Below are 22914 nucleotides of genomic sequence, written 5' to 3'. Positions count from 1 at the left end.
GTGGCGCCGAAGGGCTGGCGCCGGCCGCGCGGGATGCTAGCATGCTGCGCTGCAACAGCCGCGCCGGGCCGTCTTGCTGCTTTCTTCCGTGTTCTGCCTGGTGCGCCAGGAGACCCAACCGCATGAACGCCCCCGACGCCGCAGCCCCACGCGAGGCCGACGCCAGCACCGCCCCGGCCCCGGCCGCCCCCGCGCCCCGCCGGGCGGACAAGGACCAGCCCCTGATCCAGGACATCCGCCTGCTCGGGCGCATCCTGGGCGATGTGATCCGCGAGCAGGAGGGCGTGGCTGCCTATGACCTGGTCGAGCAGGTGCGCAAGCTGTCGGTGGCCTTCCGGCGCGACGCCGACCACGAGGCCGACCGGGCGCTGAAGAAGCTGCTGAAGTCGCTCACCACCGACCAGACGGTGAGCGTGATCCGCGCCTTCACCTACTTCAGCCACCTGGCGAACCTGGCCGAGGACCGGCACCACATCCGCCGCCGCGCGGTACACGAGCGCGCCGGCAGCACGCAGGAGGGCAGCATCGAGGTGGCGCTGGCGCGCCTGCGCTGGGCCGGCATCGCGCCGCGCACGGTGGCCGAGACGCTGGCGCGCGCTTACGTGGCGCCGGTGCTCACCGCCCACCCGACCGAGGTGCAGAGAAAGAGCATCCTGGACGCCGAGCGCGAGATCGCCCAGCTGCTGGCGCAGCGCGACGACATCGCCACCCGCGCGCAGCTGTACAAGAGCGCGCGCGACACGCTCACCCCACGCGAGTTGGCGGCCAACGAGGCGCAGCTGCGCGCGCGCGTGGCGCAGCTGTGGCAGACACGGCTGCTGCGCCACGCCAAGCTGACGGTGGCCGACGAGATCGAGAACGCCCTGTCCTACTACGAGACCACCTTCCTGTCCGAGATCCCCAAGATCTACGCCGACATCGAACGCGAGCTGGGCGGGCAGCAGCCGGTGGCCAGCTTTCTGCGCATGGGCCAGTGGACCGGCGGCGACCGCGACGGCAACCCCAACGTCAGCGCCGCCACCCTGTCGCTGGCCCTGTCGCGCCAGGCCGAGGTGGCGCTGCGCCACCACCTGACCGAGGTCCACCTGCTGGGCGGCGAGCTGTCGCTGTCGGCGCGGCTGGTGGAGGTCTCGCCCGAGATGCGCCAGCTGGCCGAGCGCTCGCCCGATACCAGCGAGCACCGGCTGGACGAGCCCTACCGGCGCGCGCTAACCGGTATCTATGCGCGCCTGGCGGCCACGCTGCGCAACCTGACCGGCACCGAGGCCGCGCGCCACGCCGTCGCGCCGCAGAACCCGTATGGGGATGCCGACGAGTTCCTGGCCGACCTGCGCGTCATCGACGCCTCGCTGCGCTCGCACCAGGGCGCGGTGCTGGCCGAAGGCCGGCTGCGGCCCCTGATGCGCGCCGTGGAGGTGTTTGGCTTCCATCTGGCCACCGTGGACCTGCGCCAGAGCTCGGACCAGCACGAGCGCGTGGTCGCCGAGTTGCTGGCCACCGCGCGCGTCGAGGCCGACTACGCCGCCCTGGACGAGGAGCGGCGCCGCGCGCTGCTGCTGGCGCTGCTGCAGGACGCGCGGCCGCTGCGCGTGGTCGGCGCGGCCTACAGCGAGCACACCCAGGGCGAGCTGGCGATCTTCGAGACCGCCGCCAGTGCGCGCCGGCGCTTCGGCGCCCAGGCCATCCGCCACTACATCATCAGCCACACCGAAACCGTCAGCGACTTGCTGGAGGTGCTGCTGCTGCAAAAGGAGGCCGGCCTGATGCACGGCGCCTTGGGCGACGCCGATGCGCAGGCCGAGCTGATCGTCACGCCGCTGTTCGAGACCATCGAGGACCTGCGCAATGCCGCGCCCATCATGCGCGCGTTCTATGCGCAGCCCGGCATCGCCGCGCTGGTGCGGCGCGGCGGGGCGCTGCAGGACATCATGCTGGGCTACAGCGACAGCAACAAGGACGGCGGCATCTTCACCAGCAACTGGGAGCTGTACCGCGCCGAGATCGCGCTGGTGCAGTTCTTCGACGAGCTGAATGCCGAGGCCGCGCGCGGCGTGGCGCAGATCCGCATGCGCATGTTCCACGGCCGCGGCGGCACCGTGGGGCGCGGTGGCGGGCCCAGCTACCAGGCCATCCTGGCGCAGCCGCCGGGCACGGTGCGCGGACAGATCCGCCTGACCGAGCAGGGCGAGGTCATCGCCTCCAAGTACGCCAACCCCGAGATCGGCCGGCGCAATCTGGAAACCCTGGTGGCGGCGACGCTGGAGGCCACGCTGCTGCAGCCGACCAAGCCGGCCACCGAGGCCTTCCTGGAAGCCGCCGAGCAGCTGTCGCGCGCCAGCATGGCCGCCTACCGGGCGCTGGTGTACGAGATGCCCGGCTTCACGCAATATTTCTTCAACGCCACGCCGATCCGCGAGATCGCCGAGCTGAACATCGGCTCGCGCCCGGCCTCGCGCAAGGCCAGCCAGAAGATCGAGGACCTGCGCGCCATTCCCTGGGGCTTCAGCTGGGGCCAGTGCCGCCTGACGCTGCCGGGCTGGTACGGCTTCGGCGCGGCGGTGGAGGCGTTCGTCAAGGCCCCTGGCGAGGACCCCCGGGCGCGCCTGCAGCTGCTGCAAAAGATGTACCGCCAATGGCCGTTCTTCCACACCCTGCTGTCCAACATGGACATGGTGCTGGCCAAGAGCGACTTGGCGCTGGCCTCGCGCTACAGCGAACTGGTGCCCGACGCGCGCCTGCGCCGGCGCGTGTTCGCCGCCATCGAGGCCGAGTGGCAGCGCACTGCCGATGCGCTGGCGCGCATCACCGGCACGCGCCAGCGCCTGGCCGGCAACACCGCGCTGGCGCGCTCCATCCGCCACCGCTTCCCGTACATCGATCCGCTGCACCACCTGCAGGTCGAGCTGATCCGGCGCTGGCGCGCCGGCCAGGGCGACGAGCGCGTGCAGACCGGCATCCACATCTGCATCAACGGCATCGCCGCCGGCCTGCGCAATACCGGCTGACGCGCGCCGGGCCGCAACGCATGGACCGCTTTATCGCGCCGCCGTGGGCGCAGCGCCTGGGCGCCGACATTGCCTGGGCCTATGCCGCGCGGCTGGCGCTGGCGCTGTCGGCCGTGCTGGCGCTGGGCCTGTGGGGCGGCCACGCCGAGGCGCTGGTGCCGCTGCTGCTGGGCGTGTTCGCCAGCGCGATTGCCGAGACCGACGACAGCTGGCGTGGGCGTCTGCGTGCGCTGGCGGTGACGCTGGCGTGCTTCGGCAGCGTGGGCCTGGCGGTCACGGAGCTGGCGGCGCGCCCGCCGGCACTGTTGGCAGCGCTGCTGGCGTGCAGCTTCGTGTTCACGCTGCTGGGCGCCATCGGCGGGCGCTACCGCGCCATCGCCGCGGCCACCATCATCCTGGCGCTGTACGCGGCCATGACCGAAAGCACCGGCGGCGCCGCCCGGCTGCCGGCGCGACAGGTGGCGGCGCTGCTGCTGGCCGGCGCCGCCGGCTACGGCCTGCTGTCGGTGCTGTGGAGCGCGGCCGCGCCGCTGCCGCCGGTGCGCCGGGCGCTGGCCGGGGTGTATGCCGCGCTGGCGGCGCACCTGCGGCGCAAGGCGGCGATGTTCGAGCCGGTGCGCGGCGTGGACCTGCGCCAGCGGCGCCTGGCGCTGGCCTGGTCCAACGCCCGCGTGGTCGCGGCGCTGAACGCTGCCAAGGAAAGCCTGCTGGCGCGCACAGTGCCCGGGCAGCCGCCGCCGGCGGCGCTGGCGCGGCTGCTGCAGGGGTACTTCATCGCCCAGGACATCCACGAGCGCGCCAGTGCCTCGCACTACCCCTATGGCCAGTGGACCGAGGAGCTGTTCCACAGCGACGTGCTGTACCGCTGCCAGCGCGTGCTGCTGCTGCAGGCCGACGCCTGCAAACAGCTGGCGCAGGGGCTGCGGCGCGGCCGGCCGCCGCGCGTGCAGGCGCCACATGGCCAGGCGCTGGCCGACCTGCATGCGTCGCTGGCCTGGCTGGCGCGCCAGGACCTGGCCGCCTGGCGCCGGCCATTGGCCACGCTGCGCGCAGTGGCGCGCAACCTGGACCGGCTGGGGGCGCAGCTGGCCGCGGCCACCGGCGAGGGCGCCGCGCCGGTCCAGGACGATGTGGCGCTGCGGGACGCAGCGCCGCAGTCGCTGGCCGAAGCCTGGTCGCGGGTGCGCGCCCAGCTGCGCGTGCGCTCGCCGCTGTTCCGCCACGCGGTGCGCCTGTCGCTGGCGCTGGCGGCGGCCTGGGGCCTGATGCAGTGGGCCGACCCGGCGCACGGCTACTGGATCATGATGGCCACGCTGATCGTCTGCCAGCCGACCTATGGGGCCACGCTGGCGCGGCTGGCGCAGCGCATGGGCGGCACGGTGGCGGGGCTGCTGCTGGGCTGGGTGCTGATGCGGCTGTTTCCGCAGCCGCAGCTGCAGGCGCTGCTGGCGGTGGCGGGCGGCGTGGTGTTTTTCGTCACCCGCGCCCAGCGCTACCTGCTGGCCAGCGCCGCCGTCACGCTGATGGTGCTGATGCTGTTCAACCACGGCACCGGCGCGGCGTCCGCGCTCATCGTGCCGCGCCTGCTGGACACGCTGGCCGGGGCGCTGATCGCCGCTGCCGCGCAGCTGCTGGTGCTGCCCGACTGGCAGGGCCGGCGCCTGGGGGCGTCGGCGGCGGACGCGCTGGCCGCCTGCGCCGCCTACCTGCGCCAGATCGTGGGCCAGTACGCCACCGGCCGCGTCGACGACCTGGCCTACCGCGTGGCGCGGCGGCGCGCCCACGACGCCGACGCGGCGCTGTCGGCCATGCTGGGTCACATGCTGCGTGAGCCGCCCTGGGTGCGGCGCCACGCGCGTGCGGGCCTGGACCTGCTGGTGCAGGTGCATACCTTGTTGGGACAGCTGTCGGCGCTGGGCGCGCACCGCGAGCTGCAGTCCGCCGGCGCGGAGGGCGATGCACGGGCGGTGCAGGTGGGCGAGGCGCTCGCCGCCCGCATCGAGGCACTGGCGCAGGCGCTGCGCGTCCAGGCGGTGATAGAGGAGGAGCTGGTGGCTGACGCCGCGCTGCCCTGGGCCGAGGCACTGCGCGCTCCGTCCGGCCCGGAGGCCGAGCCGTCGGTGCTGCGCCAGCAGCTGGCGCAGGTCAGTGTCCAGTTGCCGGCGCTGCGGGCCGCGGCGGCGGCGCTGGTGCATGCAGCGGACCCGGCGGCGGCCGGTGGCTGAATTAATGCGCTATTGAAAATATAGCTAAAGGCCCTTTGTTTGAAAGGGCTGAGGCGAATTTTTACCCAAAACCGTGCCGCGGCGCCTGCGCCGGCAGCGTTCCGGCCGCGCGCTTACTTCATGCGGCTGGCGCGGCTCACGTACAGCGCCACGGCGGCGATCTCCACATCGCTCAGGGTGCTCTTGAACGCCGGCATGGCGCCGATGCCGTCACGCATGGCGCGCGAGACGCGCGCCGCGTCGGGCTGCAGCTCGTCGAACACCGGGCCGATGGCACCCTCGCTGCCGGCGTCCTTCAGGGTATGGCAGACGGCGCAGGCCACCGGCTTGGCGCTGGTGAAGAGCTGCTTGCCCAGTTTCATCTGCGCGGCCTCATCGGCGGCATGGGCGCCGGCACCGGCCAGCAGCAGGGCGGTCAGGGAGGCGGCGCGGATCAGGTTCTGGTGTTTCATGGCGGGGCGAAGAGATAAGAAGTGAGGCAAAAAAGGCAAGGCAAGGGCCTCCCGCCCGGCGGGCGGGGGCACTTGCACGGGGAATCAGCGAAGGTTCGGCGTCAGGCGACGGTCACCGTCACCGCATGGTCGGCCCAGCTGTTGTTGTTGTAGCCACTGCGGTTTTCCAGGCGTTCCTGGGGCTGTGTCGCACCGTTGGTGTTGGTGGCGCGGCTGGCCAGGGTGTGCGTGCCCTTGGGCAGGCGCGTGGACAGCACGAACTGGCGCCAGGCGTATTTGCCCATGTCCGGGCCGATCAGGCGCGCGGGCTGCCAGGTCTTGCCGCCGTCGGTGGACACCTCGACGCCCTTGACTGCGTGCATGCCGCCGAAGGCCACGCCGTTGATCTGCACCAGGCCGGCGGCCTGCGTGCCGTCCTCGGGCAGCGGGCTGTTGATCCAGGACTTGACGTCCATCTCCTGCACCGAGGGCTGGCTCGGGTCGGCCTTCACGCCAGGCGGCGAGATGCGGTAGCCGTGCGCCATGATGCGCGCCTCGCTCTCCTGCGGAGTGAAGGCCAGGCGCTTGATGTACTTGATGTTGTTCACGCCGGTGAAGCCCGGCACGATCAGGCGCAGCGGGCCGCCGTGCGCCAGCGGGATCGGCTCGCCGTTCATCTCCCAGGCCAGCAATGCGTCCTGCATCGCGGCGACGGGCACCGAGCGCTCAACGACCACGGTCTTGGGGTCGATGCCCTCGGGCAGCACTTCGCCGCCGGTGCCGGTCATGTAAGGCATGCCATCGGCCACTCCGCCTAGCGCCGCGACCACGTCACGCACCGGCACGCCGCTCCAGACCACGCAGCCGGCGGCGCCCACGGTCCAGGCGGTGCCGCTGGGCTTGGACGGGAAGAAGCCCCGGCCGTTGCCCGAGCACTGCAGCACCATGGTGATGGTGTCCAGGCCCAGGGTCTTCAGTTCGGCCACGCTGAGCGCGCGCGGCTGCTTCACGCCCTCGACCTGCACCTTCCAGGCGTCGCGGTCGGCGACGATGGACTCGGGCGGCGTGGGCAGGTTGTTGCGCACGTACAGCTGGTCGGTGGGCGTGATGACGCTGGTGCCGAAGGCGCTGCGCTTGGTCTCGATGGTGGTGGCGCTGTGCACCGTGACGGCGTCGGCGTTCTTCCAGCTGGCATAGCCCGGCAGGGGCTTGCCTGCGGGCGTGGCGGCCGGTGCGGCGGCGGACTGCGCCAGCGCGCCGCCATGCATGCCGGCCAGTCCGGCGGCAGCCAGGGCGCTGGCGCTGCCGGCCAGCAGGCGGCGGCGTGGCAGGTTGGTGGCTGGGGTAGCGGTGGTCATGGGTGTCTCCTCAGGGTGGGTCGTGGGTGAAGCAAACAGGGGGTAAAGGTCAGTGCGCGGGCGCTGCCGCCAGCGCCTGGCTGGCCACGGCAATCGCCTGCTTCTTCTGCGAGATGAACAGCAGCGGGCGGCCTTGCTGCGAGCGCGCCACCTTCCAGTAGGTGTTGCCCCACCAGCCCTGGCCATCGGCCAGTTGCTGCGGCTGTTCGAAGGCCATCACGGTGACCAGCCCGCCGCGCTCGAAGAAGGTGGTGAGGTGGTAGGCGCGCGTGCCGTCGATGTCGCAGGGCCGCACCAGCTGCGTGTAGCCGGGCAGGGGGCGGCCGGCGGGCAGGTCGAGGCGGCGCGCGATCTCGGCCTCCTGCAGGAAGCTGCCGCGCAGCGTGCGCTCGTGGTATTCATGTTCCAGTGCTGCGCGCACCAGCTCGGGCGGGCGCATGGCGAACACCGCCGAGGCCGCGCCGCCACCGATCAGCAGCGCCGCCAGCACCCGGCGCACGCCGCGCTGCGCATGCCACGGCGTGTGGCGGAACAGGCTGGCCGGCGGGTCGCCGGCGGGAAAGGCCAGCGCCAGCTCGGCGCGCGCGCGCAGGTCCAGCGCGGTTTCCGGGGGGAGTTCCGACGGATGCATCACAGGCTCTTTCGCAACGGGATGACGCTGGCGCTCGGCTCGGCTGCGCGCGCATCGGCAGAGGCCGCGTCCACGGCGCCAGGGCGCGGCGGCGCCAGCGCCGCCTTCAGGGCATCGCGCGCCCGCGCCAGGCGCGACAGCACGGTGCCGGGTGCGATGTCCAGTGCCTCGGCCATCTGCGCGGTGGGCATGTCGTCGAAGTAGTACAGCACCAGCACTTCGCGGTGGATGGGGGCGATGCGCGCCAGTGCCTTGACCACGTCGAGCTGGTCGTCCAGCGCTTGCGGCGAGGTCTGGGCCTCGAGTGCACCCACGGCCTGGGCATCGTCGTAGACCAGCGCCTGCTGCGGCGCCAGATGCCGCAGCGCGTGGCGCCGCATGATCTGGAACAGCCAGGCGCGCGCCAGGCTGGCATCGCGCAGCTGGTCGCGGTGCCGCCAGGCGCTGGTGAAGCAGTCCTGCACCACGTCTTCCGCCAGCGCACGCGAGCCCGTCAGGGCCCAGGCGCTGCGCAGCAGGAAGCGGTAATGCTCGCGCACCCATTGGTTGTAGCGCGACTCTGCGGTGGGGATCATGGTGGTCTAGAGCGGGGTGGCGCGCCGCTCATTCCATGTCCCATGTGAGGGAAAACACGTATTCAGCGGAAAGTTTGTGAAAAGTGCTGGACGGAAGACACGGCGTTACCCCGTGCTGGCGCAGACGTGAAGACGCCGTGCCGACAGGAGACGAGGCGTGGCCAGCGTGACCTGCCCGGGCGCACAAAAGACAACGGCCCCTGCATGCGGACATGCAGGGGCCGTGATCGGCTCAGGTGCCTGGCCTGGCCTGGCCTGGCCAGGCCAAGCTGGGTACGGTGGCTTATTCCTTGCGCCGCGCGGCGGTACTGGCCACGGCCAGGGCCGTCATGTTCAGCACGCGGCGCATGGTCGAGGCCGGCGTCAGGATGTACGCGGTGGCGGCCGTGCCCATCAGGATCGGGCCGACGGTGACGCCGCCGCTGCTGGTGGTCTTCAGCACGTTGTAGAGGATGTTGGCCGAATCCAGGTTCGGGCAGATCAGCACGTTGGCCGAGCCGGTCAGCGTCGAATCACCCAGGTAGCGCTCGCGCACGCGCGGCTCCAGTGCGGCGTCGCCGTGCAGCTCGCCGTCGCACTCGATGTCCGGGTGGCGCTGCACGAACAGGTCGCGCGCGGCGCGCATCTTGCGCGCCGAGGCGCTGCGCGAGGAGCCGAAGCTGGAGTGCGACAGGAAGGCCACCTTCGGCGGGATGCCGAAGCGCTGCACCTCCTGCACCGAGGCCCAGGCGATGTCGGCCAGTTCCTCGGCGCTGGGGTCTTCGTTGACGTACGTGTCGGCGATGAACAGCGTGCCGCTGGTCGAGGTCATGACGGCATTCAGCGCCGCGTACTGGCGCGCGTCCTCGGCGCGGCCGATGATGCTGTCGATACGCTCCAGGTGCGTCTCGTAGGTGCCCGCCAGGCCGCAGATCAGCGCATCGGCGTCGCCCAGCCTGACCATCAGCGAGCCGATGATGGTGTTGGAGCGGCGCACGGCAGCTTTCGCCACCTCGGGCGTGGCGCCGTTTCTGCGCATCAGCTGGTGGTAGGTCTCCCAGTACTGGCGGAAGCGCGGGTCGTCGGAGGGGTCGCAGATCTCCACGTCCACGCCGGGCTGCATGCGCAGGCCGGCCTTGGCGATGCGCGCCTCGATCACCGCCGGGCGGCCGATCAGGATCGGGCGGGCGATGTGGTCGTCGATGGCCACCTGCGCGGCGCGCAGCACGCGCTCGTCCTCGCCGTCGGCATAGGCCACTCGCTTTTGGTCATCGGGCAGCGTCTTGACGGCGGTGATCACCGGGCGCATCAGCATGCCGGTCTGGTAGACGTAGCGCGCAAGCTGCTCGCGGTAGGCTTCCATGTCTTCGATCGGGCGCGTGGCCACGCCGGAGTCGGCGGCGGCCTGGGCCACGGCCGGGGCGATCTTCAGGATCAGGCGCGAGTCGAACGGCGTCGGGATCAGGTAGTCGGGGCCGAAGGTCAGCTCGGTGCCGGCGTAGGCGGCGGCGACTTCCTCGCTGACGTTCTCCTTGGCCAGCGCGGCGATCTGGCGCACGCAGGCCAGCTTCATCTCCTCGGTGATCTTGGTCGCGCCGCAGTCCAGCGCGCCGCGGAAGATGTAGGGGAAGCACAGGACGTTGTTGACCTGGTTCGGGTAGTCCGAGCGGCCGGTCGCCATGATGCAGTCCGGGCGGATGGCCTTGGCCAACTCCGGGCGGATCTCGGGCTCGGGGTTGGCCAGCGCCAAGATGATGGGCTTGTCGGCCATGGTCTTGACCATCTCGGCCGTGAGCACGCCGGGGGCCGAGCAGCCCAGGAACACGTCGGCGCCGTTGACCACGTCGGCCAGGATGCGGGCGTCGGTCTTCTGGGCATAGCGCGCTTTGGACGCGTCCATGCTGCCGCGGCCCTCGTAGATCACGCCCTTGGAATCGACCATGAAGACGTGCTCGCGCTTCACGCCCAGGCCGACCATCACGTCCACGCAGGCAATGGCCGCGGCGCCAGCGCCGGAGACGGCGACCTTTACCGCGCCGATGTCCTTGCCCACCAGTTCCAGGCCGTTGAGCAGCGCGGCGCTGCTGATGATGGCCGTGCCGTGCTGGTCGTCGTGGAACACCGGGATGTTCATGCGCTTGGACAGCTCCCGCTCGATGTAGAAGCACTCGGGCGCCTTGATGTCCTCCAGGTTGATGCCGCCCAGGGTCGGCTCCAGCGCGGCGACGATCTCGATGATTTTGTCCGGGTCGCGCGCGTCCAGCTCGATGTCGAACACGTCCACGCCCGCGAACTTCTTGAACAGGCAGCCCTTGCCTTCCATCACCGGCTTGCCGGCCAGCGGCCCGATGTCGCCCAGGCCCAGCACGGCCGTGCCGTTGGTGATCACGCCCACCAAGTTGCCGCGCGAGGTGTAGTCGAAGGCCTTGGACGGATCGGCCTGGATGTCCAGGCAGGGATAGGCCACGCCCGGTGAGTAGGCCAGCGACAGGTCGCGCTGGTTGGACAGGGGCTTGGTGGGGGTGACGGAAATCTTGCCGCGCGTGTTGTTGCGGTGGTATTCGCGGGCAGCTTCGCGCAGGGCGGATTCGGCGGCGGACAGAGTCTTGGTCATGGCAGAAAAGGAGCGACAGCTCGAAGGAAAAACCGGCGATGTGCCGGTCTGAAACAATCAAAACACATCTCGTGCGGGCGGTGACTAAGCGCCGCACCGCAAGACCAAAAAAGCCCCGACGGCTGTCAGGCCGGCGGGGCGGGATTTTCAGCGCCCCCTTGTGGGGGAACGCGGCGTCACGGTGCCGTCAGTGGGCATCGGCCTGCTTGGCGGCCAGCACAGCCGCCGAGGTGTCGTGGCTGGCGCCGTTGAAGAACACGTTCAGGGCCACCGCCGCGAGCGAAGACAGCAGGATACCGGATTCGATCAGCGGGTGGATGCCGTGCGGCATCCACTGGCGGAAGTTCGGCGCGACCAGCGGAATCATGCCCACGCCGATGGACACGGCGACGATCATGGCGTTGTTGCGGTTGCGCTGGAAATCCACGGTTGACAGGATGCGGATGCCGGTGGCAGCCACCATGCCGAACATCACCAGGCCGGCGCCGCCCAGCACCACGGTGGGCAGGGACTCGATCAGCGCGGCCATCTTGGGCAGCACGCCCAGGATGATCAGGATGAAGCCGCCCGCGATGCAGACCCAGCGGCTCTTCACGCCGGTCACCGCCACCAGGCCCACGTTCTGCGAGAAGCTGGTGTAGGGGAAGGTGTTGAAGATGCCGCCGATCAGCGTGCCCAGGCCGTCGGTGCGCAGGCCGCGCTTCAAGTCTGCGGGGGTGATCTCCTTGCCGGTCATGTCGCCCAGGGCCAGGAACATGCCGGTGGACTCGATCATCACCACGATCATCACCAGCGTCATGGTCAGGATCAGGATCGGGTCGAACACCGGCGTGGCGATCTGGAACGGCAGGATGACGTCGAACCAGTTGGCCTTGCCGACCTTGCTGAAGTTCATCAGGCCCATGGCGGCGGTGATCACGCCGCCGACGATGATGCCCAGCAGCACCGAGATGTTGGCCCAGAAGCCGCGGCCGAAGCGCGCGATCAGCAGGATAGTCACCAGCACGATGCCCGAGATGCCCACGCCGGTCAGGTCGGCGTACTTGGGGTTGGGCACCGTGGGCACCACGGCGAAGCCCTTGGGCACCGGCGGCAGCGACGAGCCGGGCGCGCCGGCGGCGGCCTGCGCCTCGGCCAGCCACTTCAGGTGCTCGGGGTTGGGCACGGAAGGGGCCGTGGGGCCGACGGGGTTGCCGAAGATCCAGTTGATGCCCACGCGCATCAGGCTGATGCCGATGACCGCGATGATGGTGCCGGTGACCACCGGCGGGAAGAAGCGCAGCATGCGGCTCATCGCCGGTGCGATCAGGATCGAGACAATGCCGGCGCCGATGACCGAGCCGAAGATCAGCCCCGCGCCCACCTGCCCGCCATTGGCCTGTGCCATCGACACCATGGGCGCCACGGCGGCAAACGTCACGCCCATCATCACCGGCAGCTTGATGCCGAACCACTGCGTCATGCCCCAGGCCTGGATCAGCGTGACCAGGCCGCAGACAAACAGGTCGGCGGAAATCAGGTGCGCCACCTGGTCGGGCGGCAGGTTCAGCGCGCGCCCGACGATGAGCGGCACGGCGACTGCGCCGGCATACATCACCAGCACGTGCTGCAGGCCCAGCGTGGTGGCGCGGCCCCACGGGAGTTTTTCGTCGACAGGATGGACGGACGTTGCCATGAGGGTCTTCCTTGGTTCCTCGATATGCTGTTGCGGCACTGCCCTGGGGCAGGCCTCTATACCGGATCGGCGCCAGATTGCGCACACCGATCCATACAAAAAGTGTATACAAAACGGCGTATGACGCAGAAGGGGGAAACCCGGCGGTGAAAACCCTGAGTCATGTAGGTTTTGTCCAGGCTCAAAGGGTTGTCAGGAAGCCATGAAAAAACCCGGCCTTGGCCGGGTCGGGTCATGTGCGGGGCTGCTGGCGCCGTGTCAGGCGAGCAGATCCACCAGGCTGCGCGCCACCACCTTGGTGGCGCGGCGCAGGTCTTCCAGCTGCACGCGCTCGTCTGAGCGCTTGGCATGGCTTTCCAGCACCGTGCGCGGGCCGGCGCCGTAGATCACGCCGGGAATGCCGCGCTCGACGTACAGGCGCACGTCGGTGTACAGCGGCGTGCCCACGGCCGGGGGCTTGGCGCCGAACAGCTGCTCGCCGTGGCGCTGGATGGCGTCCACCAGCGGGGCGTTGCCGGCCAGCGGCGTCATGGCGTTGGCCAGCAGCAGGCGCTTGATCTCCACGCGCACGGCGTCCTCGCCGGTGTAGCCGCGCTCGGTGTTGAAGCTCTGCACCGCCTGGTCGATCACGCCGCGGATGCTGGCTTCCACCTCGGCCGGGTTCTCCTCGGGGATCATGCGGCGGTCGATCTTCAGCACCACCTTGCCGGGCAGCACATTGGTGTTGGTGCCGCCCTCGATGCGGCCGATGTTCACGTACGGGTGGTTGATGCCCGGCACCTGGGAGCGCACGGCCTTGTACTTCACGTTCTCGGCGTACAGGCCGTTCATGATGGCCGTGGCGGCCTGCAGCGCGTCCACGCCGGTCTCGGGCACCGCAGCGTGCGCCATCTTGCCGTGCACGGTGATCTCCATCTGCAGGCAGCCGTTGTGCGCGGTCACCACCTCGTAGCTGAAGCCGGCGGCGATCATCAGGTCCGGCTTGGTCAGACCCTGCGCCAGCAGCCAGCCGGGGCCCAGCAGGCCGCCGAACTCCTCGTCATAGGTGAAGTGCAGCTCGACCGCGCCCTTGGCCGGCTTGGCCACCTCCTCCAGCGCGCGCACGGCGAAGGTGAAGGTGGAGAAGTCGCTCTTGCTCACGGCGGTGGCGCGGCCGTACATGGCCCCGTCCACGATCTCGGCGCCGTAGGGGTCGTGCGTCCAGCCTTCGCCCGGGGGCACCACATCGCCGTGCGCGTTCAGCGCGACGGTGCGGCCGCCGTCGCCGTAGGGGCGGCGCACGATCAGGTTGGTGATGGACTGCATGCCGTAGTCGCGCACTTCGGCCTCGGGCACGGCATGGCGCTCTGCCTCGAAGCCGAAGGGGGCGATCAGCTCGGCGGTGCGCTCGGCGTGCGGCGCGTTGTTGCCGGGCGGGGTGTCGGTGGGCACGCGCACCAGTTCCTGCAGGAACTGCACCTGTTCGTCGAAGTGCTGGTCGATCCAGGCGTCCAGGGCGGCGTAGGTGGCTTGGCGGTCGGGATTCATCGGTAATGCTCCTTGGGTATTCGGGACTGGATCAGGCGGTCTCGGTGGCCATCTCGTCGGCGAGCTGCTCCAGCACGTGGCTGAACGCATCCACCGCCAGCTGCATGTCGTCGCTGGTGCTCGACTCCAGCGGGTTGTGGCTGATGCCGCTGTTGATGCCGCGCACGAACAGCATGGCCTGGGGCATGACCTCGTGCAGCTTCATGGCGTCGTGGCCGGCGCCGCTGGGCAGGCGGAACAGCGGCACGCCCAGAGCCTGCACGGCGTTTTCCCAGCGCTTTTGCCAGGTCGGGCAGCTCGGCGCGGCGGCCGCTTCCATGGTCTTTTCGGTGGTGTACTGCAGGCCGCGGCGCTGGGCGATCTCGTCGAGCTTGGCCAGAATGTCAGCGGCCAGGGAGTCGCGCTGCTCGTTGGTCGGCGCGCGCAGGTCCATGCTGAACTTGCAGCGGCCGGGCACCACGTTCATCGAGCCCGAGGGCACTTCCAGCATGCCGATGGTGGCCACGCTGTTGCCGTCGCGCGCGGCGCGCTGCTCCATGTACAGCGCCAGCTCGGCCACGCCCAGAGCGGCGTCGCGGCGGCGGTCCATTGGGGTGGTGCCGGCGTGGCTGGCCATGCCGCGCATCTCGCAGGCGTAGCGCACGCTGCCGTTGATCGAGGTGACCACGCCCAGCGGGATGTCCAGCTCGGTCAGCACCGGGCCCTGCTCGATGTGCACCTCGATGAAGCCGAGGTACTTGGACGGGTCGCGCTTGAGCTTCGGGATGTCGGGGATGCACAGGCCGGCATGCTCCATCGCCTCGCGCATGGTGATGCCGTCGGCGTCCTTCTGGTCCAGCCACTCCTGCTGGAAGTCGCCGATCAGCGCGCCCGAGCCCAGGAAGGTGGCCTTGTAGCGCTGGCCTTCTTCCTCGGCAAAGCCCACCACCTCCAGCCCGAAGGGCAGGCGGCGGCCGGCGCGGTGCAGTTCGCGCACCACGGCCATAGGCACAAAGATGCCCAGGCGCCCGTCGTACTTGCCGCCGTTGCGCACCGTGTCGTAGTGGCTGCCGGTGAGGACGTACTTGCCGCCCGTCTCGGCCGGGTGGTAGCGCCCAACCACGTTGCCCACGGCATCGATCTCGACCTCGTCGAAGCCGCAGTCGCGCATCCAGTGGCTGATGCGCTGGGCGCAGGCACGGTGTGCGTCGGTCAGGTAGGTGACGGTGAGCTGGCCCTTCTCGGCATAGCCCGGGTCGCTGTTGGTGCTCAGGCGCTCCTGCCAGTCCCAGACGTCGTGGCCCAGCGTCGGCTCGTAGCCGAACTTGTCGTTCAGGCGGATCTCGGCGATGCGGTGGATGTTGCGCAGCGCCTCGCCGCGCTCGAAGTCGGGGTGGTTGTGCAGCCGGCGCTCGAAGGTGTCGATGATTTCCTGCTTGGGCAACCCCAGGCCGCGCGGGCCGCGCACGGCCAGGATGAACGGAAAGCCGAAGCGCTCGTTGTACAGGCGGTTCAGCTCCTGGATGCGCGCGAACTCCTCGGGCGTGCAGTTGGTGAGGCCCGCCTTGTTCTGCTCGTTGGTCGATTCGGCCGTCAGCGTGTTGCTGACCATGGCCTTGCCTGCCAGCTCCGGGTGGGCGCGGATGAGCTGCAGCTGCTTGTCTACGCCGGCCGCTTCCAGCGCTTGCACCATGGCGTGCTTGAGGTGCGCCAGCGACTTGAACGGGCGCTGCGCCAGGGCCGCCTCGGCAATCCAGGGCGAGTGTTCGTACACGCCGTCCAGCAGCGCCACGGCCTCCTGGGTCGAGGCAGCATTGAGTTGGTCCAGGGTCAGGGCCATGGTGTCTCCTTGTATCACTACGAAAAAGATAGCTGCCAGCCCATGTATCCAAAGGGCTGGCGCATGATTTGCCTTGGTTTTACGGCGCCGGGTGCTGCTGCGCCCAGTGCCGCGCCAGGTCGATGCGGCGGCACACCCAGACGTCCGGGTACTGCTGGATGTGGTCCAGGAAGCGCTGCAGCGCGGTGATGCGGCCCGGACGGCCGAGCAGGCGGCAGTGCATGCCGATGCTCATCATCTTGGGTGCGTTGTCGCCGGCCGGGTCGCCCTCGGCATACAGCACGTCGAAGCTGTCCTTCATGTACTGGAAGAACGGGTCGGCGTGCGAGTAGCCCTGGGGCAGGGCGAAGCGCATGTCGTTGCAGTCCAGCGTGTAGGGCACGATCAGCTGCGTGGCCGGGCTGCCGTCGGTCTTGCCCACGCGCATCCACAGCGGCAAGTCGTCGCCGTAGTAGTCGCTGTCGTAGACGAAGCGGCCGGCATCGGCCACCAGGCGGTGGGTGTTGGGGCTGTCGCGCCCGGTGTACCAGCCCAGGGCGTGGTCCGTGCCCTGGCCGTACAGCTCGTCGAAGATCGCCAGGCATTCCTGCATGTGCGCGCGCTCGACCTCCTCGGACATGCCCTGGTAGTGGATCCACTTCAGGCCGTGGCAGGCCACCTCGTGGCCCAGCTCGTCGAAGGCCTGGGCCAGCTCGCGGTGGCGCTTCAGGGCCGTGGCCACGCCGAACACCGTCAGCGGCAGGCCGCGGCGTTCGAACTCGCGCAGCAGGCGCCACACGCCGGCGCGCGAGCCGTATTCGTAGATGCCGTCCATGCTCATGTGGCGCTCGGGATAGGACGCCGGATTGAACAGCTCGGACAGGAACTGCTCGCTGCCGGCGTCACCGTGCAGCACATGGTTCTCGCCGCCTTCCTCGTAGTTCAGCACGAACTGCACCGCCACGCGGGCGCCGCCGGGCCAGTGCGGGTGCGGCGTGTGGCGGCCGTAGCCGACCAGGTCGCGCGGGTAGGAGGAGCAGGCGTCGTAGATCTTCGTCATGGCAGGATGGAATCAACCAAGGGCGCCCGAGAGGGCGTGGGACAGGTCGCTGGTGGGAAGCTCGCGGTCGAACTGCAGGCCGGCCTGCACGTTGTCCAGGTGCTCCTGCATCAGCCGCACGGCAGCTTCCTCGTCGCGGCGCGCCAGGGCGGCGACGATGGCCTCGTGTTCTTCGTGGGAGTGTTCGGCGGCGCTGGTGGATTGGTACATCAGCGTGATCAGTGCGCAGCGCGAGATGAGCTCCCCCAGCAGCTGCGCCAGCACGTCGTTGCCCATCAGTTCGGCCATGCGCACGTGGAAGTCGCCCAGCAGCTCGGTGCGCTGGTTGACGTCGCCGCCGTCCATGGCCTTCTTCTCGGCCGCGACGTGGGCTTTCAGGGCGCGGATCTGCGCCGCGGTGCTCTGCGCCAGGAAGGCGCGCACCATGGCGCTCTCGACCATGCGGCGCACGGCGAAGACCTGGCGCGCCTCCTGCACCGAGGGCGTGGCGACAAACGCGCCGCGCGCCGGCTCCAGGCGGATCAGGCGGTTTTGCGACAGCTGGAACAGTGCCTGGCGCACCAGCGTGCGTGAGACGCCGAAATGGTCGGCCAGCTTTTGCTCGGCCAGCTTGGTGCCGGGCAGCAGGCGATGCTCGACGATGGCGCGCGTCAGACTCTCGACGATAAAGCCAGTGGTGGAAGTCTCCATAGGCCCATCATACCGGCGGAACACAATTTTTGTATGCAATTTTTGTGGACTAATCTTGTAATTTGTGCTGGCTCGTGCCCCAATGCGCCCTGAGTGGCTGCCAGACGCCGCCGCAGCCTGCCGCGGCATGCCGATCGCCACAGGTTTTTTCGCCCGCACGGGCGCCCCATTTCCACGGAGACACCTACATGACCACGCCTTCCCGCCCGCAGCTCGCCGACCCGCAAGGCTTCTTGCTGTCGCTGTTCCAGACCGCGGTGCAAAGCGCCCAGCCGCTGCACGGCATGGAGCGCCACCTGCCGCCGCCGCCCAAGGGACGCACCCTGGTGCTGGGCGCGGGCAAGGCCGGCGGCGCCATGGCGCACGCGCTGGAGGCGCTGTGGCCGCAGGACGCGCCGCTGTCGGGCCTGGTGGTCACGCGCTACGACCACACGCCGCCGCGCCCCGAAGGCCTGGCCCAGCGCATCGAGGTGGTCGAGGCCGCGCACCCGGTGCCCGACGCCGCCGGCCTGGCCGCCGCCGGGCGCATCCTGGAGCTGACGCGCGGCCTGTCCGAGGACGATCTGGTGCTGTGCCTGATCTCGGGCGGCGGCTCGGCGCTGCTGACCTTGCCGGCCGAGGGCATCACGCTGGGCGACAAGCAGCGCATCAACCGCGCGCTGCTCGAGTCCGGCGCCGCCATCGACGAGATGAACTGCGTGCGCAAGCACCTCTCGCGCATCAAGGGCGGGCGCCTGGCGGCGGCCTGCGCGCCGGCGCGCGTGGTCACGCTGGCCATCAGCGACGTGCCGGGCGACGACCCGTCCATCATCGCCAGCGGCCCCACGGTGCCCGATGCCAGCACCTGCGCCGACGCCCTGGCCATCCTCACGCGCTACCGCATCGACATCGCCCCGAGCGTGCGCGCCGCCCTGGAGGCCGGCACGCTCGAGACCCCCAAGCCCGGTGACGCGCGCTTCGCCGGCCACGAGGTGCACCTGATCGCCACCCCGCAGCAGTCGCTGGAGGCGGCGGCCGAGGCCGCGCGCGCCGCCGGCGTGGCCGCGCACATCCTGTCCGACGAGATTGAGGGCGAGTCGCGCGAGGTCGGCAAGGTGCACGCCGCGCTGGCCCGCGCCGTGGCGCGCCACGACCAGCCCTTTGCGCGGCCCTGCGTCCTCCTGTCGGGCGGCGAGACCACAGTGACCATCCGTCCGCGCCAGCCCGGCGCCGCCAAGGGTCGCGGCGGGCGTGCCGGGGAGTTCTGCATGGGCCTGGCGCAGGCGCTGCAGGGCCAGGACAACGTCTGGGCGCTGGCGGCGGACACCGATGGCATCGATGGCGTGGAGGACAACGCCGGCGCCCGCGTCGCGCCCGACACGCTGGCGCGCGCGCAGGCCAAGGGCCAGCGCCTGACCGACTACCTGGAGCGCAACGACGCCTACGGTTTCTTCGGCGGCCTGGGCGACCTGGTGGTCACCGGACCCACGCACACCAACGTCAACGACTTCCGCGCGCTGCTGGTCCTGTAATCGCCGTTTTTAAGTCAAAAGTGCTGCAAGCCCTTTGTCTCAGAGGGCTTCCAGCTCACTTCTTGATAGCATCCTCGCGCCCCAGCGCCTCCCACCATTCTTGGTCGAAGCGCCCCTGCAGGAAGGCGATGAAGGCCTGCACTTTCTGCGGCACCAGGCGCGGCGACGGGTAGACGGCGTGGATCTCCTGCTCGGGCAGCCGGCAGGCCTTGAGCACCTCGACGATGCGCCCGTCCTGCAGCGACTCGTGCGCCACATAGCGCGGCACGGCAGCGATGCCCATGTGCGAGCGCGCCGCGGCCAGCAGCGCCGACAGGTTGTTCGAGCGCAGCCGACCGGTGACGGTGACGGACACCTGCTCGCCCTGCGCGCCGCGCATGCGCCAGACATCGTTGCCCTGCACGCTGCTGTAGATCAGCGTGGCGTGGTCGCGCAGGTCCGCCGGGCGGCGCGGCGTGCCGTGCTGGCGCAGGTAGCGCGGCGAGGCCACCAGCACCCAAGGATTGACGCCCAGCGTGCGCGCGCCCAGCGACGAGTCCGCCAGCTTGCCCAGGCGCAGCGCCACGTCGATGCCGTGCGCCACCAGGTCGGTGTAGCGGTCCTCGAAACTCAGGTCCACCTGCACCTCGGGGTTGAGCTGCATGAACTCCAACGCCAGCGGGATGACCACGCGCCGCCCGAACGCCACCGAGCTGCCGATGCGCAGCTGCCCCTGCACGCGCGTCTGCGGCCCGCGCACGGCGCTCTCGGCCTCGGCGACGCTGGAGACGATGGCCTTGCAGCGCTCGTAGTACAGCGCCCCGGCCTCGGTCAGGCTGACCCCGCGCGTGTTGCGGTTGAGCAGGCGCACCGCCAGGCGCGCCTCCATCGCCGCCACCTGCTTGGTCACGGTGGGCTGGGTGGTGGTGAACTCGTGCGCGACCTTGGTGAAGCTGCCGGTCTCGGCCACGCGCACGAACATGTGCATGGCGTCGATGCGGTCCATCGCCTGCCGGCGGCTGCTGCTGCGTTCGCGTTCGCTCATGGGCTGTTTCCCGCCTGTTATTCCTTGGGGGAATAAATTTTATAGCCTCCACGGGCGTTCCCGAAAGCGGCACCGCTGCCTACAGTCGGCTCCAGGTTTTAAGGAGATAGCCACCATGGCAAAGATAAAAGCGATCGAGGCAGCCGTCCAGGTTCTGGAAAAGGAAGGCGTCAGCATCACGTTCGGCGTTCCCGGCGCGGCAATCAACCCGCTGTACGCGGCAATGAAGAAGCACGGCGGCATCGGCCACATCCTGGCCCGCCACGTCGAGGGCGCCAGCCACATGGCCGAGGGCTACACCCGTGCCGAGGCCGGCAACATCGGCGTGTGCATCGGCACCAGCGGCCCGGCCGGCACCGACATGATCACCGGCCTGTACTCGGCCAGCGCCGACTCCATCCCGATCCTGTGCATCACCGGCCAGGCGCCGCGTGCCCGCCTGCACAAGGAAGACTTCCAGGCCGTGGACATCGCCTCCATCGCCAAGCCCGTGACCAAGTGGGCCACCACCGTGCTCGAGCCGGCCCAGGTGCCGCGCGCCTTCCAGCAGGCCTTCCACCTGATGCGCTCGGGCCGTCCCGGTCCGGTGCTGATCGACCTGCCGATCGACGTGCAGCTGGCCGAGATCGAGTTCGACATCGACACCTACGAGCCGCTGCCCGCGTACAAGCCGGCCGCCTCGCGCAAGCAGGCCGAGAAGGCCATCGAGATGCTGGGCGAGTCCGAGCGTCCGCTGATCGTCTCCGGTGGCGGCGTGATCAATGCCGACGCCTCCGACCTGCTGGTCGAGCTGGCCGAAATCCTGAACGTGCCGGTGATCCCCACGCTGATGGGCTGGGGCACCATTCCCGACGACCACCCGCTGATGGCCGGCATGTGCGGTCTGCAGACCAGCCACCGCTACGGCAACGCCACCATGCTGGCGTCGGACTTCGTGTTCGGCATCGGCAACCGCTGGGCGAACCGCCACACCGGCTCGGTCGAGGTCTACACCCGCGGCCGCAAGTTCGTGCACGTGGACATCGAGCCCACGCAGATCGGCCGCGTGTTCGCGCCCGACTACGGCATCGTCTCGGACGCCAAGGCGGCGCTGGAGCAGTTCGTCGCCGTGGCCCGCGAGTGGAAGGCCGCCGGCAAGCTCAAGGACCGCAGCGCCTGGGTCTCCGAGTGCCAGGGCCGCAAGAACAGCGTCGAGTACCTGCGCAAGACCAACTTCGACAACGTGCCGATGAAGCCCCAGCGCGTGTACCAGTGCATGAACCGCAACCTGGACCGCGACACGACCTACGTGTCCACCATCGGCCTGTCGCAGATCGCCGGTGCCCAGTTCCTGCACGTGTACAAGCCGCGCCGCTGGATCAACTGCGGCCAGGCCGGCCCGCTGGGCTGGACCGTGCCTGCCGCCCTGGGCGTGCGCGCTGCCGACCCCAAGCGCAAGATCGTCGCGCTGTCGGGTGACTACGACTTCCAGTTCATGATCGAGGAGCTGGCCGTGGGCGCGCAGTTCAAGCTGCCCTACGTGCATGTGCTGGTGAACAACAGCTACCTGGGCCTGATCCGCCAGGCACAGCGCGCGTTCTCCATCGACTACTGCGTGCAGCTGGCGTTCGACAACATCAACATGTCCGAGGACGAGGTCAGCCGCGGCTACGGCGTGGACCACGTCAAGGTCGTCGAGGGCCTGGGTTGCAAGGCCATCCGCGTGCACAGCCCGGATGAGTTCAACGCCGCCATGAAGCAGGCCGAGGCCTGGATGGCCGAGCACCAGACGCCGGTGGTCATCGAGTGCATCCTGGAGCGTGTGACCAACATCGCCATGGGCACCGAGATCGACAATGTGGTCGAGTTCGAGGACGTCGCCTCGGACAAGGCCGACGTGCCCAGCGCGCTGGCCATGCTTGACTGACACCTGCGTGTCCGAACGGGGCGGGGCCGGTGGCCCTGCCTCGCATTTGCTTTCTTCCCGATAAAAACCGTTCCCTGGAGATCCTGGCCATGCCCCGTTTTGCTGCCAACCTGAGCATGCTCTTCACCGAGGTGCCGTTCCTCGAGCGCTTCGAGCGCGCCGCCAATGCTGGCTTCGAAGCCGTGGAGTTCCTGTTTCCCTACGCCCACACCGTCGAGGAGATCCAGGAGCGCCTGAACGCCACCGGCCTGAAGATCGTGCTGCACAACCTGCCCGCCGGCGACTGGGACGCGGGTGAGCGCGGCATCGCCTGCGACCCCAAGCGCGTGGACGAATTCCGCGCCGGCGTGGCCAAGGCCGTGACCTATGCGCACGCCCTGGGCGTGCCGCAGCTGAACTGCCTGGCCGGCAAGGCGCCGGCCGGCGTCGACGCCGCCACGCTGCGCCGCACGTTCGTCGAGAACCTGCGCTTCGCCGCCGCCGCGCTGAAGATGGCCGACCTGCGCCTGCTGATCGAGCCCATCAACCCGTTCGACATCCCCGGCTTCTACCTGAACCGCACGGACGAGGCCCTGTCCATCCTGGACGAAGTCGGCGCGGACAACGCCTTCGTGCAGTACGACATCTACCACGCCCAGCGCACCGAAGGCGAGCTGGCCGCCACGCTGCAAAAGCATCTGGCGCGCATCGGCCACGTGCAGCTGGCCGACAATCCCGGCCGCAACGAGCCCGGCACCGGCGAGATCCACTACCCGTTCCTGTTCGCGCTGCTCGACCGCATCGGCTATGCCGGCTGGGTAGGCTGCGAATACAAGCCTGCCGCCAGCACCGAGGCCGGCCTGGGCTGGATCGAGAAGGTGGCCGGCCAGAAGCGCTCCGCCGTCGCTGCCTGAGCTTTACAGGGC

The 22914-nt window shown here is 69.7% G+C and carries 16 protein-coding genes; 5 read left to right on the top strand and 11 right to left on the bottom strand.

Features of this window, described 5'->3' with window-relative positions; translation table 11 throughout:
* The first annotated feature begins 122 nt into the window (after window positions 1–122).
* On the top strand, window positions 123–3005 hold the full coding sequence (gene ppc / locus BLQ61_RS11155; RefSeq protein WP_091570095.1) for a phosphoenolpyruvate carboxylase: 2883 nt from the start codon (window positions 123–125) through the stop codon (window positions 3003–3005).
* A 20-nt stretch (window positions 3006–3025) separates the two neighbouring features.
* The gene (gene yccS, locus BLQ61_RS11150; protein ID WP_091570093.1) at window positions 3026–5230 is read left to right on the top strand and encodes a YccS family putative transporter; all 2205 of its coding nucleotides are present in this window, start codon (window positions 3026–3028) and stop codon (window positions 5228–5230) included.
* Window positions 5231–5343: 113 nt separating this feature from the next.
* On the opposite strand, the gene sorU is transcribed toward yccS, so the two are convergent.
* The 10 genes from sorU to BLQ61_RS11100 form a co-directional block, all read right to left on the bottom strand.
* On the bottom strand, window positions 5344–5682 hold the full coding sequence (gene sorU, locus BLQ61_RS11145; protein ID WP_091570091.1) for a SorU family sulfite dehydrogenase c-type cytochrome subunit: 339 nt from the start codon (window positions 5680–5682) through the stop codon (window positions 5344–5346).
* 101 nt (window positions 5683–5783) lie between these two features.
* The gene (sorT, locus tag BLQ61_RS11140; protein WP_091570088.1) at window positions 5784–7019 is read right to left on the bottom strand and encodes a SorT family sulfite dehydrogenase catalytic subunit; all 1236 of its coding nucleotides are present in this window, start codon (window positions 7017–7019) and stop codon (window positions 5784–5786) included.
* Window positions 7020–7068: 49 nt separating this feature from the next.
* Window positions 7069–7650 (bottom strand): hypothetical protein, encoded by a 582-nt coding sequence (locus BLQ61_RS11135; protein ID WP_091570086.1) that lies wholly within the window; start codon window positions 7648–7650, stop codon window positions 7069–7071.
* On the bottom strand, window positions 7650–8225 hold the full coding sequence (locus tag BLQ61_RS11130) for an RNA polymerase sigma factor (RefSeq protein ID WP_091570084.1): 576 nt from the start codon (window positions 8223–8225) through the stop codon (window positions 7650–7652). Before BLQ61_RS11130 ends, BLQ61_RS11135 begins: the two co-directional genes overlap by 1 nt.
* Before the next feature lie 283 nt (window positions 8226–8508).
* Complete coding sequence (locus tag BLQ61_RS11125) at window positions 8509–10818, bottom strand: NADP-dependent malic enzyme (RefSeq protein ID WP_091570081.1); 2310 nt, start codon at window positions 10816–10818, stop codon at window positions 8509–8511.
* Between the two features lie 187 nt (window positions 10819–11005).
* Window positions 11006–12493, bottom strand: coding sequence for a nucleobase:cation symporter-2 family protein (locus tag BLQ61_RS11120; protein ID WP_091570079.1), 1488 nt, complete (start codon window positions 12491–12493; stop codon window positions 11006–11008).
* 258 nt (window positions 12494–12751) lie between these two features.
* Complete coding sequence (locus BLQ61_RS11115; RefSeq protein ID WP_091570075.1) at window positions 12752–14020, bottom strand: M20 family metallopeptidase; 1269 nt, start codon at window positions 14018–14020, stop codon at window positions 12752–12754.
* A gap of 31 nt (window positions 14021–14051) precedes the next feature.
* Window positions 14052–15839: a 2-oxo-4-hydroxy-4-carboxy-5-ureidoimidazoline decarboxylase gene (uraD, locus tag BLQ61_RS11110; RefSeq protein ID WP_091570072.1), complete on the bottom strand. Its 1788-nt coding sequence runs from the start codon at window positions 15837–15839 to the stop codon at window positions 14052–14054.
* 79 nt (window positions 15840–15918) lie between these two features.
* Window positions 15919–16878, bottom strand: coding sequence for an allantoinase PuuE (gene puuE, locus BLQ61_RS11105; protein WP_091570070.1), 960 nt, complete (start codon window positions 16876–16878; stop codon window positions 15919–15921).
* A gap of 12 nt (window positions 16879–16890) precedes the next feature.
* Window positions 16891–17568: a GntR family transcriptional regulator gene (locus BLQ61_RS11100; RefSeq protein ID WP_091570067.1), complete on the bottom strand. Its 678-nt coding sequence runs from the start codon at window positions 17566–17568 to the stop codon at window positions 16891–16893.
* A gap of 188 nt (window positions 17569–17756) precedes the next feature.
* On the opposite strand from BLQ61_RS11100, the gene BLQ61_RS11095 reads away from it, so the two are divergent.
* Complete coding sequence (locus BLQ61_RS11095) at window positions 17757–19079, top strand: glycerate kinase type-2 family protein (RefSeq protein ID WP_091570065.1); 1323 nt, start codon at window positions 17757–17759, stop codon at window positions 19077–19079.
* A 55-nt stretch (window positions 19080–19134) separates the two neighbouring features.
* Here the strand turns inward: BLQ61_RS11095 and BLQ61_RS11090 are convergent, their stop codons facing one another.
* A complete protein-coding gene (locus BLQ61_RS11090; RefSeq protein WP_091570548.1) occupies window positions 19135–20064 on the bottom strand; it encodes a LysR family transcriptional regulator in 930 nt (309 codons plus the stop codon).
* Between the two features lie 154 nt (window positions 20065–20218).
* Between BLQ61_RS11090 and gcl the strand changes: the two genes are divergently transcribed.
* Window positions 20219–22009 carry a glyoxylate carboligase gene (gcl, locus tag BLQ61_RS11085; protein ID WP_091570062.1) on the top strand — a complete coding sequence of 597 codons (1791 nt, stop codon included), beginning with the start codon at window positions 20219–20221 and terminating at the stop codon, window positions 22007–22009.
* A gap of 89 nt (window positions 22010–22098) precedes the next feature.
* Complete coding sequence (gene hyi / locus BLQ61_RS11080; RefSeq protein WP_091570059.1) at window positions 22099–22902, top strand: hydroxypyruvate isomerase; 804 nt, start codon at window positions 22099–22101, stop codon at window positions 22900–22902.
* Window positions 22903–22914 lie beyond the last annotated feature (12 nt).

The sequence above is a fragment of the Oryzisolibacter propanilivorax genome, assembly GCF_900103645.1.
Taxonomy (GTDB): domain Bacteria; phylum Pseudomonadota; class Gammaproteobacteria; order Burkholderiales; family Burkholderiaceae_C; genus Melaminivora; species Melaminivora propanilivorax.
Note: the sequence above shows the minus strand (reverse complement) of the source record. Positions and strands in the feature narration are given on the sequence as shown.

Bases quoted from the DNA above. Each gene is read 5' to 3' on its own strand.
- ppc (WP_091570095.1), top strand. From the start codon at position 123: ATGAACGCCCCCGACGCCGCAGCCCCACGCGAGGCCGACGCCAGCACC.
- yccS (WP_091570093.1), top strand. From the start codon at position 3,026: ATGGACCGCTTTATCGCGCCGCCGTGGGCGCAGCGCCTGGGCGCCGAC.
- sorU (WP_091570091.1), bottom strand. From the start codon at position 5,682: ATGAAACACCAGAACCTGATCCGCGCCGCCTCCCTGACCGCCCTGCTG.
- sorT (WP_091570088.1), bottom strand. From the start codon at position 7,019: ATGACCACCGCTACCCCAGCCACCAACCTGCCACGCCGCCGCCTGCTG.
- BLQ61_RS11135 (WP_091570086.1), bottom strand. From the start codon at position 7,650: ATGCATCCGTCGGAACTCCCCCCGGAAACCGCGCTGGACCTGCGCGCG.
- BLQ61_RS11130 (WP_091570084.1), bottom strand. From the start codon at position 8,225: ATGATCCCCACCGCAGAGTCGCGCTACAACCAATGGGTGCGCGAGCAT.
- BLQ61_RS11125 (WP_091570081.1), bottom strand. From the start codon at position 10,818: ATGACCAAGACTCTGTCCGCCGCCGAATCCGCCCTGCGCGAAGCTGCC.
- BLQ61_RS11120 (WP_091570079.1), bottom strand. From the start codon at position 12,493: ATGGCAACGTCCGTCCATCCTGTCGACGAAAAACTCCCGTGGGGCCGC.
- BLQ61_RS11115 (WP_091570075.1), bottom strand. From the start codon at position 14,020: ATGAATCCCGACCGCCAAGCCACCTACGCCGCCCTGGACGCCTGGATC.
- uraD (WP_091570072.1), bottom strand. From the start codon at position 15,839: ATGGCCCTGACCCTGGACCAACTCAATGCTGCCTCGACCCAGGAGGCC.
- puuE (WP_091570070.1), bottom strand. From the start codon at position 16,878: ATGACGAAGATCTACGACGCCTGCTCCTCCTACCCGCGCGACCTGGTC.
- BLQ61_RS11100 (WP_091570067.1), bottom strand. From the start codon at position 17,568: ATGGAGACTTCCACCACTGGCTTTATCGTCGAGAGTCTGACGCGCGCC.
- BLQ61_RS11095 (WP_091570065.1), top strand. From the start codon at position 17,757: ATGACCACGCCTTCCCGCCCGCAGCTCGCCGACCCGCAAGGCTTCTTG.
- BLQ61_RS11090 (WP_091570548.1), bottom strand. From the start codon at position 20,064: ATGGACCGCATCGACGCCATGCACATGTTCGTGCGCGTGGCCGAGACC.
- gcl (WP_091570062.1), top strand. From the start codon at position 20,219: ATGGCAAAGATAAAAGCGATCGAGGCAGCCGTCCAGGTTCTGGAAAAG.
- hyi (WP_091570059.1), top strand. From the start codon at position 22,099: ATGCCCCGTTTTGCTGCCAACCTGAGCATGCTCTTCACCGAGGTGCCG.